This is a genomic window from Sphingomonas dokdonensis (assembly GCF_002197685.1).
Taxonomy (GTDB): domain Bacteria; phylum Pseudomonadota; class Alphaproteobacteria; order Sphingomonadales; family Sphingomonadaceae; genus Sphingomonas; species Sphingomonas dokdonensis.
This window is the reverse complement of record NZ_NBBI01000002.1, coordinates 527,122-541,914: the sequence shown is the minus strand read 5'-3', so window position 1 is coordinate 541,914 and position 14,793 is coordinate 527,122. Positions and strand designations below refer to the sequence as shown.

Sequence of the window (14,793 nt, the reverse complement as noted above, 5' to 3'; positions counted from 1 at the left end):
CCGGCCGGTCCCCCCGGCACAAGGCCGGGGTGAAGAAAGGTCAGCGCTGGGCGTTCTTCTCCGCCTTTTCCTCGGCCGCCGTCTTCGGCTCGGCCAGCTGCGGCGGTTCGGACGTCATCATCGAGCCTTGCAGCGCGATGTCGAGCTTCGCATCCTCGTTGAGCGGGTTGCCGTCAGCGTCGGTTTCCGCGAGCGGATCGGTTTCGGCCGGGTTCTTGGGGCGGTCGGACATTGGAGTCTCCTTCTCCGCTGCAACGGCTCGGGTGCGCCGCCCGTTCCGCCGCTCACTTCGCGTGGTAGAAGTCGTACACCTGCTGTGCGACGCCGGCGCTGATCCCCGGTGCCTTCTGAAGGTCCGCCAGACTGGCGTTGCGCACCGCCCGGCCGGTGCCGAAGTGCATCAACAGCGCCTTCTTTCGCGCCGGGCCGATGCCGGGCACTTCATCGAGCGGGCTCGCCCCCATCGCCTTGGCGCGCTTCTCGCGGTGTGCGCCGATCACGAAGCGGTGGACTTCGTCGCGAAGGCGCTGGAGGTAGAACAGCACCGGCGAGTTGACCGGCAGCATCAACTCGCGCCCGTCCATGAGGTGGAACACCTCGCGCCCCTCACGGCCGTGATGCGGCCCCTTGGCGACGCCAACCAGGCACACGTCCTCGATGCCGAGATCCTCGAGCACCGCCTTGGCCGCGTTGAGCTGCCCCCGGCCGCCGTCGAGCAGGACGAGATCGGGCCAGGTGTCGCCGTCGCGATCGGGATCCTCCTCCAACGCGCGGGCGAAGCGGCGCGTGAGCACCTCGCGCATCATCGCGAAATCGTCGTCGGTCGCCGCCTGCTTGATGTTGAACTTGCGATACTGCCCCTTGCGAAAGCCCTCCGGCCCCGCGACCACCATCGCGCCGACGGCATTGGTGCCCTGGATGTGGCTGTTGTCGTAGATCTCGATCCGCTGCGGCGGCTCGGCAAGCTCGAACAGGTCGGCGACCTCGCGGTTCAGCTTCGCCTGAGTGGTCGATTCGGCAAGGCGCCGCTCCAGCGCTTCCCGGGCATTGCGGCAGGCCTGCTCCATCAGCCGCTTGCGAGTGCCGCGCTGCGGCACCTCGATCGCCACCTTGCGCCCGGCCTGGGTGGTCAGCGCCTCGGCCAGCACCTCGGCATCGGGCAGAACGCGATCGACCAGCACGGTGCGCGCGGGCGGCACCTCCTCGTAGAATTGCATCAGGAAGAGCGTCATTACCTCTTCCTCGCTCACCTCTGCGGTATGCGCGGGAAAGAAATCGCGATGCCCCCAGTTCTGCCCGCCGCGAATGAAGAATGCCTGGATACCGATCACGCCCTCGTGGCTGGCGAGCGCAAAGATGTCGGCATCGCCCACCCCTTCGGCGTTGATGAATTGCGTGCCCTGAATGAAGGTGAGCGCGCGCAGTCGATCGCGCAGGATCGCGGCCAGCTCGAAGTCCATCGCCTCTGCCGCGGCTTCCATCTGCTTGCCGAGCTTGGCCTGCACGTCCGTGGTCTTGCCGGCGAGAAACTTCTTCGAATCGGCGACCAGCTCGTCATAGCCGGCCTTGTCGATCCGCCCGACGCAGGGCGCCGAGCAGCGCTTGATCTGGTACAGCAGGCATGGCCGATCGCGCGTCTTGAAGAAGCCGTCGGTGCAGCTCCTGAGTAGGAACAGCTTCTGGAGCGCGTTGAGCGTGTTGTTGACGCTGCCGGCGCTGGCGAAGGGGCCGTAATAATCGCCCTTGGCCCGCCGTGCGCCGCGATGCTTCTGGATGCGCGGATAATCATGATCCTGCCGCAACAGGATGAACGGAAAAGACTTATCGTCGCGCAGCAGGACGTTGTACGGTGGGCGGTAGCGCTTGATCAGCTGCGCCTCGAGCAACAGCGCCTCGGCCTCGTTGTTGGTCGTGACGATCGTCATGGAGCGCGTCTGCGACACCATGCGCTGCAGCCGCTTGGTCAGGTTCTTGAATTGCGTGTAGTTGCTCACCCGGCTTTTCAGCGCGCGCGCCTTGCCGACGTACAGCACCTCGCCCTTGGCATCGTGCATCCGGTACACGCCCGGCTTCAGCGGCAGCGTGCGCACGACGTTGCGGATCGCGGCGACGCCCGCCTCCAGATCGGGCTGGTCGCTGCCGCGGATCGCGAACGTGGCTTTTTCTTCGTTGAACCGGTCGGGGGGGCCGTAGGAACCTTGCATCGTCGCCTGAATCTAGGGTGTGGTCGCTCGCATCACCACCCCCGTGATGAGCAAGGGGAACGCCCCCCGCCGCACAGGTGTTGAGCGACACATGACCAAGAAACGCGACAGCAACCGCCCCTCCAAGGCCGATCACCACCAGCGCAACGTCGCCATCGGCGCGGCCACCGCTATCGGCGCGATCGCCACCGGGCTGGCCAGCGCGATCCACTTCGGGCTGTTCGACCGGTTCTTCGCGCCCAAGGACGGCCATCGCGCGCCGGAGCTCGAAGGCGATCATCACCCCGGCCCGGACGAGCGCGCGTCCGAGCATTTCCGACCCGATCCGACCGCGCCCGTCTCAGCCGCGGATCGCGAGGCATTGCGCCCTGCGACCGGTCCGGCGCCGGGCTTTTCGGCCAATCGCGGCGATCTGCGCAGCGAACCCTGAGCGATTGGGTCGCCGCGTCTCACGCCGGGCAGCCTGCGCCGGCGTGAGACACGCGACTTACTTGGCTGGCGCCTTGACGCCGCCGCTACGATCGAACGCCTTTTCGCCGCCGATCCAGGTCTGCTCGACGCGGGTCGTGCGCAGCGTCGTCGGGTCGGCGGTCAGCGGATCGCGATCGACGATGATGAAATCGGCCTTTTGCCCCGGCGCGAGATTGCCGAACTTCTGCTCCGCCATCCCTGCGTAAGCCGCGCCGCCGGTGAACGCCCACCATGCCTGTTCACGGGTCACCGCCTCTTCCGGGCGCCAGCCGCCGGGGGGCTGCCCCTGCGCGTCCTGCCGCGTGAAGGCGGCTGCCCAGCCATCCCACGGGTCGGGCTTTTCGACCGGGAAGTCGGAACCGAACGCGAGCTTGCCGCCGTTCGCCAGCACCGATTTCCAGGCATAGGCGCCCGCCAGCCGCGCCGGGCCAAGCCGTGCCTCCGCCATGGTGCGATCGCCGGTCTGGTGCGTCGGCTGCATCGAGGCGATGGTGCCGAACTGGCCGAAGCTCTTGAGATCGGCGGGGTCGATCACCTGCGCATGCTCGATCCGCCAGCGCCGATCGCCCTTGTAGGTCGCGCTGAGCACCTGGATCGCATCGAGCACCTGGCTGTTGGCGCGATCGCCGATGGCGTGCACCGCCAGCTGGAAATTGTCCATCGCCGCGCGGCTCATCTGGTTCTGCAGCTGCGTATCGGACAGGAAGCTGAGCCCCTTCTCACCCGGCGCGTCGGCATAGGGCGCCTTCATCGCCGCGCCGCGTGAGCCGAGCGCACCGTCGAGATAGATCTTCACCCCGCCCATGCGCAGCCGGTCGTCGTAAAGCCACGGCGTCGGCCCCTTGCCGCCGATCCGGCTCGCCGTCTCCACCCCCGCGGCATAGCTCATGATCCGTACGCGGAGCGCGCCGATATCGGCCATGCGACGGTAGCTCAGCCAATCATCGACGCTGGTGCCCATGTCGGCGACGGCGGTGATGCCGTTGGCGAGCAGGCGCTGCTGCGCCTGGAGGAAGGCGGCGTCGCGTTCCTTGGCGAGCGGCTGCGGCACCGCGCGCTCGATCAGTTCCTTGGCGGCATCGACGAAGACGCCGGCGGGCGCGTTGCCGGCTTTCTCGATCCGGCCACCGGCGGGCGCGGCCGTGCTGGCGGTGACGCCGGCTTCGCGCATCGCGATGCTGTTGGACCAGCCGGCGTGGCCATCGGCGCGCTCAAGCCAGATCGGGTGACCGGCGGAAATGTCGTCGAGATCGGCGGCGGTGGGGAAGCGGTTCAGCCCCCATGCTTCCTGGTTCCAACCGCGGCCGGTGACCCACTTCCGCTCGGGATTGGCGGCGATATAGGCCATCACCATCGCCTTTGCCTCGTTCAGCGAGCGCGCGCCCGACAGGTCGAGCGACAGCGTGCCGAAGCCGAGCGCCATGACGTGGCCGTGCGCATCGATGAATCCGGGCAGCAGCGTCTTGCCGCCCATGTCGATGCGCCAGTCGTAGAGCGGCTTGCCCGCGTTCTTCTTGAGCTCGCGGCGGCTGAGCTTGGGCGGCTGTTCGCCCGACGGCACCAGGCGGGTGACGCGGCCGTCCTTGTCGATCAGCACCGCCTTGAAGCGGATGACGCGGCCGTCAGCAGTTGGCGCCAAGCCGTTGACGTTATCGACAATTCCGTCAGCATAGGCCGGGCTGGAAAGCAGCGCGGCGGCAAGGAGCAGAGCGCGCTTCATCGTGGCAGCCTCCGGACGAGGGCGCTGGTATCCTGGCGGCCGCCGTCCATTTTCTGCACCTCGCCGAAGAATTGATCCACCAAGGCCGCCACCGGCAGCACCGCGCCGTTCCGCTTCGCTTCTTCCAGTGCCAGGCCAAGATCCTTGCGCATCCAGTTGATCGCGAAGCCGAAATCGAATTCGTCCTTGGCCATGGTCGGCCAGCGGTTCACCATCTGCCAGCTTTGCGCCGCGCCGCCGGAGATCGCCTCCAGCACCTTGTCGAGATCGAGCTCGCTCGCCTGGGCGAAGCGCAGCGCCTCCGACAATCCCTGGAGCACGCCGGCGATGCAGATCTGGTTCACCATCTTGGTCTGCTGCCCCGCGCCGGCCGCGCCGACGTGAACGATGCGGGCCGCATATGCCTCCATCACGGCCTGTCCCTGGAGAAAAGCGGCCTCGCTGCCACCACACATGGCCGATAGCTGGCCCTTTTCAGCGCCAGCCTGGCCACCAGACACCGGCGCGTCGACGCACAGGGGGCGAGCCGCCGCCAGTCGCCGCGCGATGTCGGCGGAAACGGTCGTGTGGTCGATGAATACCGCCTGGTCCGGCATCGTTGCAAAGGCGCCATTGTCGCCCAGCGTCACCTCGAACAGATCGGCATCGTTGCCGACGCAGGCCACCACCGCGTCCATGCCGCGCGCAGCGGCGGCGGGCGTGTCGGCGACGGCAAGCCCGGTTGCCTCCGCCTTCGCACGGGTGCGGTTATAGACGGTGACCTGGTGGCCCGCGCGCGCGAGATGGCCGGCCATGGGGGCGCCCATCACGCCCGTGCCGATGAAAGCGATCTTCATAACCATCGGCGATAGGGGCAGTTTGCACGGGGCGCCAGATGGTCCTAGAGCGCGCCATCGATCTGGATCATGGATCCCGTTCGGGCCGAGCCCGTCGACGCCCTGCCCTTCTTCGCCGAAGAAACGACAGCCCTCGACCGGCTCTGCTTCGCGCGGCTTGGGATGTTTACTTATGGCGACTGCGGCACAACCGACGACCGATACCCTTCCCGTCAGCATCGCGGATATCCGCGACGCACATGCCCGCATTCGCGACCAGATCGTGCGCACCCCCACGCTCGTCAGCAAGACGCTGTCGGCGCTGGCCGGCGCGACCATCTATCTCAAGTTCGAGAACCTGCAGTTCACCGCAGCGTACAAGGAGCGCGGCGCGCTCAATACGCTGCTGCTGCTGGACGAGGAAGCCAAGGCGCGCGGCGTGATTGCGGCGTCGGCCGGCAATCATGCGCAGGGCCTCGCCTATCACGCCAACCGGCTGGGCGTGCCCGCCACCATCGTGATGCCCACCACCACACCGACGGTGAAGGTGGTGCAGACCGAGGGACATGGCGCGACGGTGGTGCTGCACGGCTACACCTTTGACGAAGCCTATGCGCATGCCCGCGTGCTGGAGGCGGAGCGCGGCTATACCTTCGTCCACCCGTTCGACGATGCGCGCGTGATCGCCGGCCAGGGGACGGTGGCGATCGAAATGCTGGAGGAAGTGCCGGCGATCGACACGTTGGTCGTGCCGATCGGCGGCGGCGGGCTGATCTCCGGCATGTCCACCGTGGCACGCGCGGCCGACCGGCCGATCGAGGTCGTCGGCGTGCAGGCCGAGCTGTTCCCCTCCATGTACAACAAGCTGCGGCATACCGAGCTGCCCTGCGCCGGCGACACGCTGGCCGAAGGCATCGCGGTGAAGCAGCCCGGCGGCATCACGGCGCGGATGGTGGAGGCGCTGGTCGACGACATCCTGCTCGTCACCGAACGCAGCCTGGAGGAATCGGTCAGCTTGCTGCTCCAGATCGAGAAAACGGTGGTCGAGGGCGCGGGCGCGGCGGGCCTCGCCGCGGTGCTCGCCAACAAGGAGCGGTTCGCCGGCAAGACGGTGGGCATCGTGCTGTGCGGCGGCAATATCGATACGCGGCTGCTCGCCAACGTGCTGCTGCGCGATCTGGCGCGATCGGGTCGGCTGGCGCGGCTGCGCATCCGGCTGCAGGACCAGCCGGGCGCGCTGTATAACGTCGCGCGAATCTTCGACCAGGAGCGGGTGAACATCCTGGAACTGGCGCACCAGCGGATCTTCACCAACCTGCCGGCGAAGGGGCTGAGCCTCGACGTCGAGTGCGAGACGCGCGACCGGGCGCATCTCGACCGGCTGCTCGCCGCGCTCGACACGGCCGGTTATATGGTGAGCCTGATCGAGCTGGCGTGATGATCGACGGGTTTGACCCATATCGGGTCAGATCGGGCTTGCGGCAATTTCCGCGTCGCGCTGCGTCGCGGAAATACGCCGGCATGCCCCTTCATGCGGCTTTTCACCGCGCGCCGAGCGTTCCATATTCTGAGACAGGCGCGATCAACCAGCGTGCCTGTGTGGGGATTTGCCGGCGGTGACTGCGCCTTTTCGTTTTCCGCGTTTCTTTGTGACCAGCCCGGCGCCCTGCCCCTATCTGCCCGGACGGCAGGAGCGGAAGGTGTTCACCGAATTGTCCGGCCCGCACGCCAGCGAGTTGAACGATGCGCTGGGGCGGATCGGCTTTCGCCGCAGCCAGTCGGTCGCCTATCGGCCGTCATGCGTCGGCTGCAACGCGTGCATCTCGGTCCGCGTGGTCACCAAGGAATTCGAGCTCAACGCCACGCAGCGCAAGCTGATGCGGCGCAACGAGGATCTGGAAATCACTGCCTGCCGCCCCTGGGCGACCGAGGAGCAATATCAGCTGCTACGCGCTTATCTGGCGCAGCGCCATCCAGGCGGCGGCATGGCCGGCATGGAAGACCAGGATTATGCCGACATGGTCGAGCATTCGCCGGTCAATTCGGTGGTGGTCGAATATCGCGAGCCGGCCGTTGACGGGCGCCCCGGCCGGCTGATCGGCGCTTGCCTGACCGACCGGCAGGCGGACGGGCTGTCGATGGTCTACAGCTTTTTCGATGCCGAGGAGGGCGCACGGCCGGGCCTTGGCAACCTCATCATCCTGGATCACATCCTGCGCGCACGCGCGGCGGGGCTGCCCTACGTCTATCTCGGCTATTGGGTGAAGGGCGCGGCGCGCATGGCGTACAAGACGCGCTATCGTCCGCTCGAGCAGCTCGGGCCGCAGGGCTGGACGGTGTTGAGCGACGCGGAACTCGACACGCCGTCGGCCGGCGAACTCGCCTTTTCCGGCGCCTAGTCGTCACCCTGGACGGTAACGTCCACCTCAAGCCGCTCTACGCCGTCGCCGAGGCGCGAGCCGGCGACGGGCGAGGCACCGCCGGCATCGAGCGCGATCGCGACACGAACGTGATGCTCCTCGGGTGACCGGCCCAGCCAGGGATCGAAGGCCACCCAGCCGAGATCGTCTATATGCGCCTCCGCCCAGCCATGCGGCGTGGGGCGGTGATCGCCGGTGAGATCGCAATAACCGGTGACGTAGCGCGCCGGTGCGCCCGCCGCGCGCGCCGCGGCAATGAAGACATGCGCCATGTCGCGCGGGGTCAGCGCGTCCAGGACAAAGGCTTCGGCAGCGGTGCGGCCGGCCTCGGGGCGGCCGCAATCGTCGGCAAACCGCTCACGAACCGCGGTGTTCAGGCGGCGCAGCGCGGCGAGATCCCGGCCGCTCGACACCTCGCTGGCAAATGACATGATCGCCTGGTTTGCCGCCGTGGCGGGCGTGGTGCGCAGAAAAAAGCGCGGGGGCAGGCATTCGGTGACGCCGCGCAGCACGCCGTCCGAGGAACTGGTTACCACCTCGCCCGATACGATCAGCTCGATCCGCTCGATCGCGCCTTCGCAATACAACATGGTGGTGGCGTTGCCGAACCCGTCGCGATGCTGCGTCATGCGCGAATCGCAATCCACCGCGATCTGCCAGTCGGCCACCGTCTGATCGTGCGTGTCGCTGGGCGTCATGCGCAGCAGCTGAACGATGCGGCCCTGCGGCGCGGTGAAGGCGTAAACGGTGCGGTGATCGATGGAGAGGCGCATCAGTGAAACTTGAACTGGCGGGCAATGGCGGCGTGCAGCTGATCGTTTTCGGCGATCACCGCCTGAAGATGCTGGTGCAATCCCGACACGATCACGTCGCCGCTGCGCGTCTTCAGCGCACGGGCGTGGCGGCTGCGCGCCATGCGATCGGCCTCGCCATTGGTGCCCGTGCGCCGGGCGAGTTGCGTGAGCACGTCGGTGACCTCCTCGATCGCGCCGGCAACGCTGCGCGGCAGCTCGCTGCGGGTCAGCAGCAGGTCGATGACATTGGCCGGCACCAGCCCGTCATTGTACAGCCAGCGATAGGCGGTGACGGCCGAAACGGTCTGCAGGATGGTGGTCCATTGATCGCGGTCCACCGTACCGCCGACCTCCGCGCCCTCGGGCAGCAGGAGGTGATATTTGACGTCGAGCAGCCGCGCGGTGTCATCGACGCGCTCGGTCGCCTGGCCGAGCCGGATGAACAGCGTCGTCTGGTTGCGCAGCATGCGGTGCAGCGCGCCCTCGAACCCGCGCGTCTCGTGCTTCACCGCATCAACCAGCGCCAGCGTGCGATCGGTGTCGGCGCGGGCGACGCGCTTGTCGAACACCAGCCAGGCGCTGTTGATCGCCGACCAGGATTCGCGGGTCAGCGCGATGCGGACCGCGCGCGCGTTCATCCGTGCCATGTCGAGGCAGCGGACGAGCGAGCCGGGGTTGCTCGAATCGCTGGTGAGAAAGCGCGATACCGCCTCGCGCGTCAGGCTGGCGCCGGTCGCCTTGAACGCGGCCTCGGTGTCGGTGACGGTGAGTGCCGACAGCCACGCCGCTTCGCCGGCGGGGCGCGCGGAGAGGACGTCGAGGCGGATCGTCGCCTCGACCAGCCGCGCGATGAAGTCGGCGCGCTCGATGTAGCGGCCGAGCCAGTAGAGCGAGGAGGCGGTGCGGCTCAGCATGGCGCGTTACCACTGATGCGCGACGACCGGGATGCTTGTTGCGGCGTCACAGGCTCTGCTCCTGCGTCATGCCATCCGGCCCCATCGTCTGCGTCTGCTTCATTCCCTCGTCCAGCAGCACGAAGCTGTCCTTGGTGCCGCCGCCCTGCGAGGAATTCACCACCAGCGAGCCTTCGCGCAGCGCCACGCGGGTCAGCCCGCCGGGCACCACCTGCACGCCCTTCGCGCCGCTGAGCACGAAGGGTCGGAAATCGACGTGGCGCGGCGCGACGCCCGATTCGACCAGCGTCGGCACGGTGGAGAGCGCCAGCGTGGGCTGCGCGATATAGCGGTGCGGCTCGGCCTCCAGCACCTGGCGGAACTTCTCGATCTCGCCATTTGACGCGGTGGGGCCGACGAGCATGCCATAGCCGCCCGAGCCGTCGACCAGCTTGACCACCAGTTGGTCGAGATTGTCGAGCGTGTAGCGCAGCGCCTCCGGCTCGCGGCAGCGCCACGTTTCGACGTTGGGCAGCTTCGCCTCCTTGCCCGAGTAGAAGCGGACAATTTCGGGCATGTAGCTGTAGATCGCCTTGTCGTCGGCGATGCCGTTGCCGGGCGCGTTGATGATCGCAACGTTGCCGGCGGCGTAGGCGGCGATGAGGCCGGGCACGCCAAGCATCGAATCGGGGCGGAACACCAGCGGATCGAGGAAGTCGTCGTCGACGCGGCGGTAGATCACGTCGACCTTCACCCGGCCGGCGATGGTGCGCATGTACACCGCATCATTGTCGACCACGAGATCGGCCGCCTCGACCAGCTCGATCCCCATTGAGTCGGCCAGAAAGCTGTGCTCGTAATAAGCGGAATTGTAGTGGCCGGGGGTCAGCACCACGCAGGTCGGGTTCTGCCCGCAGCCGCGCGGCGCGACCGAGCGCATGGTTTCGAGCAGGCGATCGGGGTAGCTGTCCACCGCCGCCACGCGCAGCTGGCCGAACAGCTCGGGGCACAGCCGCACCATCGCCTCGCGGTTTTCCAGCATGTAGCTGACGCCAGACGGCGTGCGGGCATTGTCCTCCAGCACGAAGAACTGGTCGGGCCCGGTGCGCACCAGATCGATGCCACAGATATGCGCCCAGATGCCGTGCGGCGGGCGGATGCCGACCACCTCGGGGCGGAATTGCGGATTGAGGAAGATCAGATCCTCGGGCAGCACGCCGGCCTTCAAAATCTCCTGCGCGCCGTAGATGTCGTCGAGAAAGGCGTTGATCGCCTCGACCCGCTGGATCAGCCCCTCGGACAGCCGCGCCCATTCGTCGGCGAGGAAGACCCGCGGCACGATGTCGAAGGGAATGATCCGCTCGCTGGCGTCATTGTCGCCATAGACCGCAAAGGTGATGCCGAGCTGGCGAAAGGTGCTTTCGGCTGCCTCTTGTCGACGGCGCAATTCGTCGGGCGGGGTGTCGGCGAGCCAGTCGACCAGATTGGCGAGCTCCGGCCGGCTCGCGCCGTCGGTGCCCAGGATTTCGTCGAATGCCCATGTCCCCATCAGACGGTTAACGCCCCATCGATCGTTTCGGGTGCATGCTGATATATATTGTTGCAGCGCACAAGGGCGTGGGTCGTTCGCGGTCGGCTGCGATGGCCTTACGGCCTGTCGCCGCTGGTGTTCACGTGCCCTTCGGCAGTGCGGCGAGCATGCCGCTGGTCAGCAATTGCGGCAGAACCCGTGGGCTGTTCGCGCCCTTTGGGTACCACAGGTACAGCGGCACGCCGGCGCGATTGTGCGCCTCAATGAAGCGGCCGAGCACGGGATCGCCGTCGGTCCAGTCGCCGACCAGCACCGCGACATTGCCATCGGCGAATGCCTGACGCGCGGCCTCCGTCTCGATGGCCGCTTTCTCGTTCACCTTGCAGGTGAGGCACCAGTCGGCGGTGAAATAGGCGAACACCGGGCGACCCTCGGCACGCAGGGCAGCGAGGCGTGCTTCGCTGAACGGCTCGACACCGGCGAGCGTCGTCTCGGCGGCGGCGGCGGGCGCTTGCGGGCGGACGAGCACTGCCGCAGCGAACGCCAGCGCCAAGGCGGGCGCCGCCGGCCACCACGCCCGCTCACGCCCCGCCAGTTGCCGCCGCCCGGTCCACCACAGGCCGAACGCGGCAAGAAGCGTCGCCGCGAGGCCCAGCGTCATGCCGTCGACCCCCGCCTGACGCCCCAGCACCCAGGCGAGCGCCAGCGCGGTAAGGAACATCGGTATCGATAGGATCCGCCGCAGCCGCGCCATCCACGCGCCGGGCTTCGGCAAGCGACGGCGCAGCGCGGGCACGAAGCCGATGGCGAGGAAGGGCAACGCGATGCCGAGCCCCAGCCCGGCGAAGACCAGCAGCGCCGCCGCCGGTGGCAGGACCAGCGCGGCGCCGAGCGCGGCGCCCATGAACGGCCCGGTGCATGGCGTGGCGACAAAGGCGGCGAGCGCGCCGGTCATGAACGCGCCGCCCGCTCCCGAATGGCTGGCGAAGCGCGGCGTCGGCAGCTCGAACAGCCCGGCGAGGTTCAGCGCGATGCCGGCGACCAGCAGCAGCAGCACGGCGATCACGCGGGGATCCTGCAGCTGGAACGCCCAGCCGACCGTCGCCCCCCCGGCGCGCAGGGCAAGCAGCAGCCCGCCTAGGGCCAGGCACACCAGCACTACCCCGGCGGTATAGGCCAGCGCCTCGCGCCGCGCGGCGCCCTCCGTCTCGCCCGAGCGCGCGAGGCCGAGCGCCTTGAGGCTGAGGATCGGGAAGACGCAGGGCATCACGTTGAGCAGCAGCCCGCCGAGCACCGCCCCCGCAAAAGCGAGCAGCGCGGTGCCGATCGCGAAGCCTGGCGCAGCAGGCGAAGCGGCTGACACGATGCCGGGCGCGGCGGTGAGCAAGAAGCCGCGATCCTTGCCGACCGCAAGCACGCCGTTGATCGCACCGTCGGCGGGGCTGGTTGCGGCCTTGGTGGTCAGCGTCAGGCGATCGCCACTGCGCACCGCCACCTGCGGCGCGGCATAATCGATCGCGCCGCCCGCCAACGGGTAGAAATACACGTCTTTCGCGTCACCTTCGGCGTCCGCCGGGAACGGCACGGCGAGGCGGAACTGGCCATCCGCGATCTGCCACATCGCGGGCGAGCCGAGCGGGCGTGGCAGCTTCTGGCGCCAGGCATCGAACCGCGCGCGGGTGGCAGCATCGATCGCACCATCGCCAACGACCAGCTCGGTCGAGAGCGTCTGGCTTTCGGGTACGCAGATCTCGGTGGTGCAGACGAGGTAATCGGCCTTCACCGTGATCGGCAGCCGGGTGCCCGGCGCAAGCCCGGCGGGAATCGTCAGGTCGACCAGCTGCGCGAACGGCGCCTCATAGACATAATTCATCAGCCCGGCGACGATCAGCCGCTCGGGCACCGGATAACGCAGGCCGCCGGCCTGGACGCCATCCGGGAGCGTCCATGTCAGCCGTGTTTCCACGCCCGCGTCACCCGGATTCTGCCAATAGCCGTGCCAATCGCGCTCGGGTCGCGAATCGAACGCCAGCGTGACGGTGCTGCCCGCCGCCGGCCGTGGCGTTTCCGCCACCAGGTCGATCGCGACATGCCGCGTCTGCGCCGCCGCGATCGGCGACAGCAATGCCATCACCGTGAAAAGAAACGCCGATAGCCACGCTTGCTTAGCCGCCATGGGGCGGACATACCGCGGCCGCCCCTGCTTTGCACCAAGGTCTGTCATGAAAGCTTTGCTCGCCGCCCTGCTCGCCTCGATTGCGCTGCCGCTGACCGCCGGCGCGGCTGCCGCCCAGGAGGCGGCGCTCGAGTCGGCGCAGCCGCCGGCCCCCGCCCCGGCCGTGACGCCGCAGAACCCGCCCAAGCTGATCGTGGCGATTTCGGTGGACCAGTTCTCGGCCGACCTGTTCGCGCAATATCGCAACCATTTCACCGATGGCTTCGCGCGCCTGCTGCAAGGCGCGGTGTTCCCCGCCGGCTATCAGAGCCATGCCGCGACCGAGACGTGCCCCGGGCATTCGACGATTCTTACCGGCATGCGCCCGGGCCACACCGGCATCATCGCCAACACCTGGATCAACCAAAAGGCGGTGCGCGCCGACAAGGAAGTCTATTGCGCCGAGGACGAGCGGATCGCGGACACCGACCATAGCAACTACACGCCGGCCGACTGGCATCTGAAGGTGCCGACGCTGGGCGAGATGATGAAGGCCGCCAATCCGGCGAGCCGCGTCGTCTCGGTCGCCGGCAAGGATCGCGCGGCGATCATGATGGGCGGACACAAGATCGACGAGGTCTGGTTCTGGGGCGGCAAGAACTTCATTTCCTATGCCGGGCGGGTCGCACCGCCGGCGGTGCAGCGCGGACAGGAAGCCGTGGCCAAGCTGATCGCGCAGCCGCAGGAGCCGCTGCCCGTCCCCGGCTTCTGCCGGCCGCTGATGCAGCCGATCGCGGTAGGGGGCCAGACGATCGGCAATGGCCGTTTCGCTCGCGATGCGGGCGACACGCGCGCATTCCGCGCCTCGCCCGCGCTGGACGGCGCGGTGTTCGCGATTGCCGCCGGGCTGATCCAGGACATGAAGCTTGGTCAGGGCAGCGCCCCCGACATCATCTCGATCGGCGCCTCGGCGACCGATTACGTCGGCCATGGTTATGGTCCGGGCGGCGGCGAGATGTGCCTGCAGATGGCGGAGCTCGACAAGACGCTGGGCGGCTTCTTCGCGGTGCTCGATTCGTGGGGGCTCGACTATGAAGTCGTGCTGACTGCCGATCACGGCGGCCATGACATGACCGAGCGCCAGCAGCTGCGCGCGATGCCGGGCGAAAGCCGCGTCAGCACCGACATTTCGGTGAAGGCGATCGGCGAGGCGATCGGCAAGCAGCTCGGCATCGCTGGGCCGGTGCTGCTCGGGTCGGAGGGCGACATCTACATCGCCGATTCGGTACCGGCCAATCGCCGCCCGGCGGTGAAGGCGGAAACGGTGAAGCGGCTGCGTGCCTTCCCGCAGGTCGCCGCAGCGCTGACGCGCGAGGAGATCGCCGCGGCTGCAATCCCCGCCACGCCGCCGGAGACCTGGACGCTGGCGGAGCGCGCGCACGCCTCGTTCGATCCGGAGCGCTCCGGCGACATCCTGCTGATGCTGAAGCCGCGCGTCGTGGGCATCGCCAAGCCGGGCCCCGGCTATGTCGCGACGCACGGCAGCCCGTGGGATTACGACCGCCGCGTGCCGATCCTGTTCTGGCGCAAGGGCATGGCAGGCTTCGAGCAGCCGCAATCGGTGGAAACGGTGGATATCGTGCCGACGCTCGCCGCGACCATCAAGCTGCCGGTGAAGGGCCTCGACGGCCGTTGCCTTGATCTGGACAGCGGCACGCCCGACACCTGCCGTTGAGTAACAGCTGACGTGCGGGGCGGCGGGCCGCTGATCGGCCGCCCCGCACCTCTCA

The 14,793-nt window shown here is 68.0% G+C and carries 12 protein-coding genes; 4 read left to right on the top strand and 8 right to left on the bottom strand.

Annotation, left to right across the window (positions count from 1 at the left end):
* Positions 1 to 40: 40 nt before the first annotated feature.
* Positions 41 to 232: a hypothetical protein gene (locus tag SPDO_RS07420; protein ID WP_088366821.1), complete on the bottom strand. Its 192-nt coding sequence runs from the start codon at positions 230 to 232 to the stop codon at positions 41 to 43.
* 52 nt (positions 233 to 284) lie between these two features.
* A complete protein-coding gene (gene uvrC, locus SPDO_RS07415) occupies positions 285 to 2,204 on the bottom strand; it encodes an excinuclease ABC subunit UvrC (RefSeq protein ID WP_088366820.1) in 1,920 nt (639 codons plus the stop codon).
* A 91-nt stretch (positions 2,205 to 2,295) separates the two neighbouring features.
* Between uvrC and SPDO_RS07410 the strand changes: the two genes are divergently transcribed.
* Positions 2,296 to 2,634: a hypothetical protein gene (locus SPDO_RS07410; protein ID WP_088366819.1), complete on the top strand. Its 339-nt coding sequence runs from the start codon at positions 2,296 to 2,298 to the stop codon at positions 2,632 to 2,634.
* A gap of 57 nt (positions 2,635 to 2,691) precedes the next feature.
* On the opposite strand, the gene SPDO_RS07405 is transcribed toward SPDO_RS07410, so the two are convergent.
* Both SPDO_RS07405 and SPDO_RS07400 read right to left on the bottom strand, forming a co-directional pair.
* The gene (locus SPDO_RS07405; protein WP_088366818.1) at positions 2,692 to 4,395 is read right to left on the bottom strand and encodes an amidohydrolase; all 1,704 of its coding nucleotides are present in this window, start codon (positions 4,393 to 4,395) and stop codon (positions 2,692 to 2,694) included.
* Positions 4,392 to 5,231 (bottom strand): NAD(P)-dependent oxidoreductase, encoded by an 840-nt coding sequence (locus SPDO_RS07400; protein WP_088366817.1) that lies wholly within the window; start codon positions 5,229 to 5,231, stop codon positions 4,392 to 4,394. Before SPDO_RS07400 ends, SPDO_RS07405 begins: the two co-directional genes overlap by 4 nt.
* 172 nt (positions 5,232 to 5,403) lie before the next feature.
* Between SPDO_RS07400 and SPDO_RS07395 the strand changes: the two genes are divergently transcribed.
* Entirely contained in the window at positions 5,404 to 6,648 is a 1,245-nt protein-coding gene (locus SPDO_RS07395) for a threonine ammonia-lyase (protein WP_088366816.1), read from the top strand.
* A gap of 178 nt (positions 6,649 to 6,826) precedes the next feature.
* Positions 6,827 to 7,609 carry an arginyltransferase gene (locus tag SPDO_RS07390; RefSeq protein WP_088367032.1) on the top strand — a complete coding sequence of 261 codons (783 nt, stop codon included), beginning with the start codon at positions 6,827 to 6,829 and terminating at the stop codon, positions 7,607 to 7,609.
* Here the strand turns inward: SPDO_RS07390 and SPDO_RS07385 are convergent.
* The 4 genes from SPDO_RS07385 to SPDO_RS07370 form a co-directional block, all read right to left on the bottom strand.
* Positions 7,606 to 8,403 (bottom strand): transglutaminase family protein, encoded by a 798-nt coding sequence (locus tag SPDO_RS07385; RefSeq protein WP_088366815.1) that lies wholly within the window; start codon positions 8,401 to 8,403, stop codon positions 7,606 to 7,608. The genes SPDO_RS07390 and SPDO_RS07385 overlap by 4 nt on opposite strands.
* The gene (locus SPDO_RS07380; RefSeq protein WP_088366814.1) at positions 8,403 to 9,338 is read right to left on the bottom strand and encodes an alpha-E domain-containing protein; all 936 of its coding nucleotides are present in this window, start codon (positions 9,336 to 9,338) and stop codon (positions 8,403 to 8,405) included. Before SPDO_RS07380 ends, SPDO_RS07385 begins: the two co-directional genes overlap by 1 nt.
* 46 nt (positions 9,339 to 9,384) lie before the next feature.
* Positions 9,385 to 10,866 (bottom strand): circularly permuted type 2 ATP-grasp protein, encoded by a 1,482-nt coding sequence (locus tag SPDO_RS07375; protein WP_088366813.1) that lies wholly within the window; start codon positions 10,864 to 10,866, stop codon positions 9,385 to 9,387.
* Between the two features lie 121 nt (positions 10,867 to 10,987).
* Positions 10,988 to 13,024: a protein-disulfide reductase DsbD family protein gene (locus SPDO_RS07370; RefSeq protein ID WP_088366812.1), complete on the bottom strand. Its 2,037-nt coding sequence runs from the start codon at positions 13,022 to 13,024 to the stop codon at positions 10,988 to 10,990.
* A gap of 46 nt (positions 13,025 to 13,070) precedes the next feature.
* Between SPDO_RS07370 and SPDO_RS07365 the strand changes: the two genes are divergently transcribed.
* Positions 13,071 to 14,738 (top strand): alkaline phosphatase family protein, encoded by a 1,668-nt coding sequence (locus SPDO_RS07365; RefSeq protein ID WP_088366811.1) that lies wholly within the window; start codon positions 13,071 to 13,073, stop codon positions 14,736 to 14,738.
* Positions 14,739 to 14,793: the final 55 nt, after the last annotated feature.

Bases quoted from the DNA above. Each gene is read 5' to 3' on its own strand.
- SPDO_RS07410 (WP_088366819.1), top strand. From the start codon at position 2,296: ATGACCAAGAAACGCGACAGCAACCGCCCCTCCAAGGCCGATCACCAC.
- SPDO_RS07385 (WP_088366815.1), bottom strand. From the start codon at position 8,403: ATGCGCCTCTCCATCGATCACCGCACCGTTTACGCCTTCACCGCGCCG.
- SPDO_RS07420 (WP_088366821.1), bottom strand. From the start codon at position 232: ATGTCCGACCGCCCCAAGAACCCGGCCGAAACCGATCCGCTCGCGGAA.
- SPDO_RS07400 (WP_088366817.1), bottom strand. From the start codon at position 5,231: ATGAAGATCGCTTTCATCGGCACGGGCGTGATGGGCGCCCCCATGGCC.
- SPDO_RS07395 (WP_088366816.1), top strand. From the start codon at position 5,404: ATGGCGACTGCGGCACAACCGACGACCGATACCCTTCCCGTCAGCATC.
- SPDO_RS07365 (WP_088366811.1), top strand. From the start codon at position 13,071: ATGAAAGCTTTGCTCGCCGCCCTGCTCGCCTCGATTGCGCTGCCGCTG.
- SPDO_RS07380 (WP_088366814.1), bottom strand. From the start codon at position 9,338: ATGCTGAGCCGCACCGCCTCCTCGCTCTACTGGCTCGGCCGCTACATC.
- uvrC (WP_088366820.1), bottom strand. From the start codon at position 2,204: ATGCAAGGTTCCTACGGCCCCCCCGACCGGTTCAACGAAGAAAAAGCC.
- SPDO_RS07370 (WP_088366812.1), bottom strand. From the start codon at position 13,024: ATGGCGGCTAAGCAAGCGTGGCTATCGGCGTTTCTTTTCACGGTGATG.
- SPDO_RS07405 (WP_088366818.1), bottom strand. From the start codon at position 4,395: ATGAAGCGCGCTCTGCTCCTTGCCGCCGCGCTGCTTTCCAGCCCGGCC.
- SPDO_RS07375 (WP_088366813.1), bottom strand. From the start codon at position 10,866: ATGGGGACATGGGCATTCGACGAAATCCTGGGCACCGACGGCGCGAGC.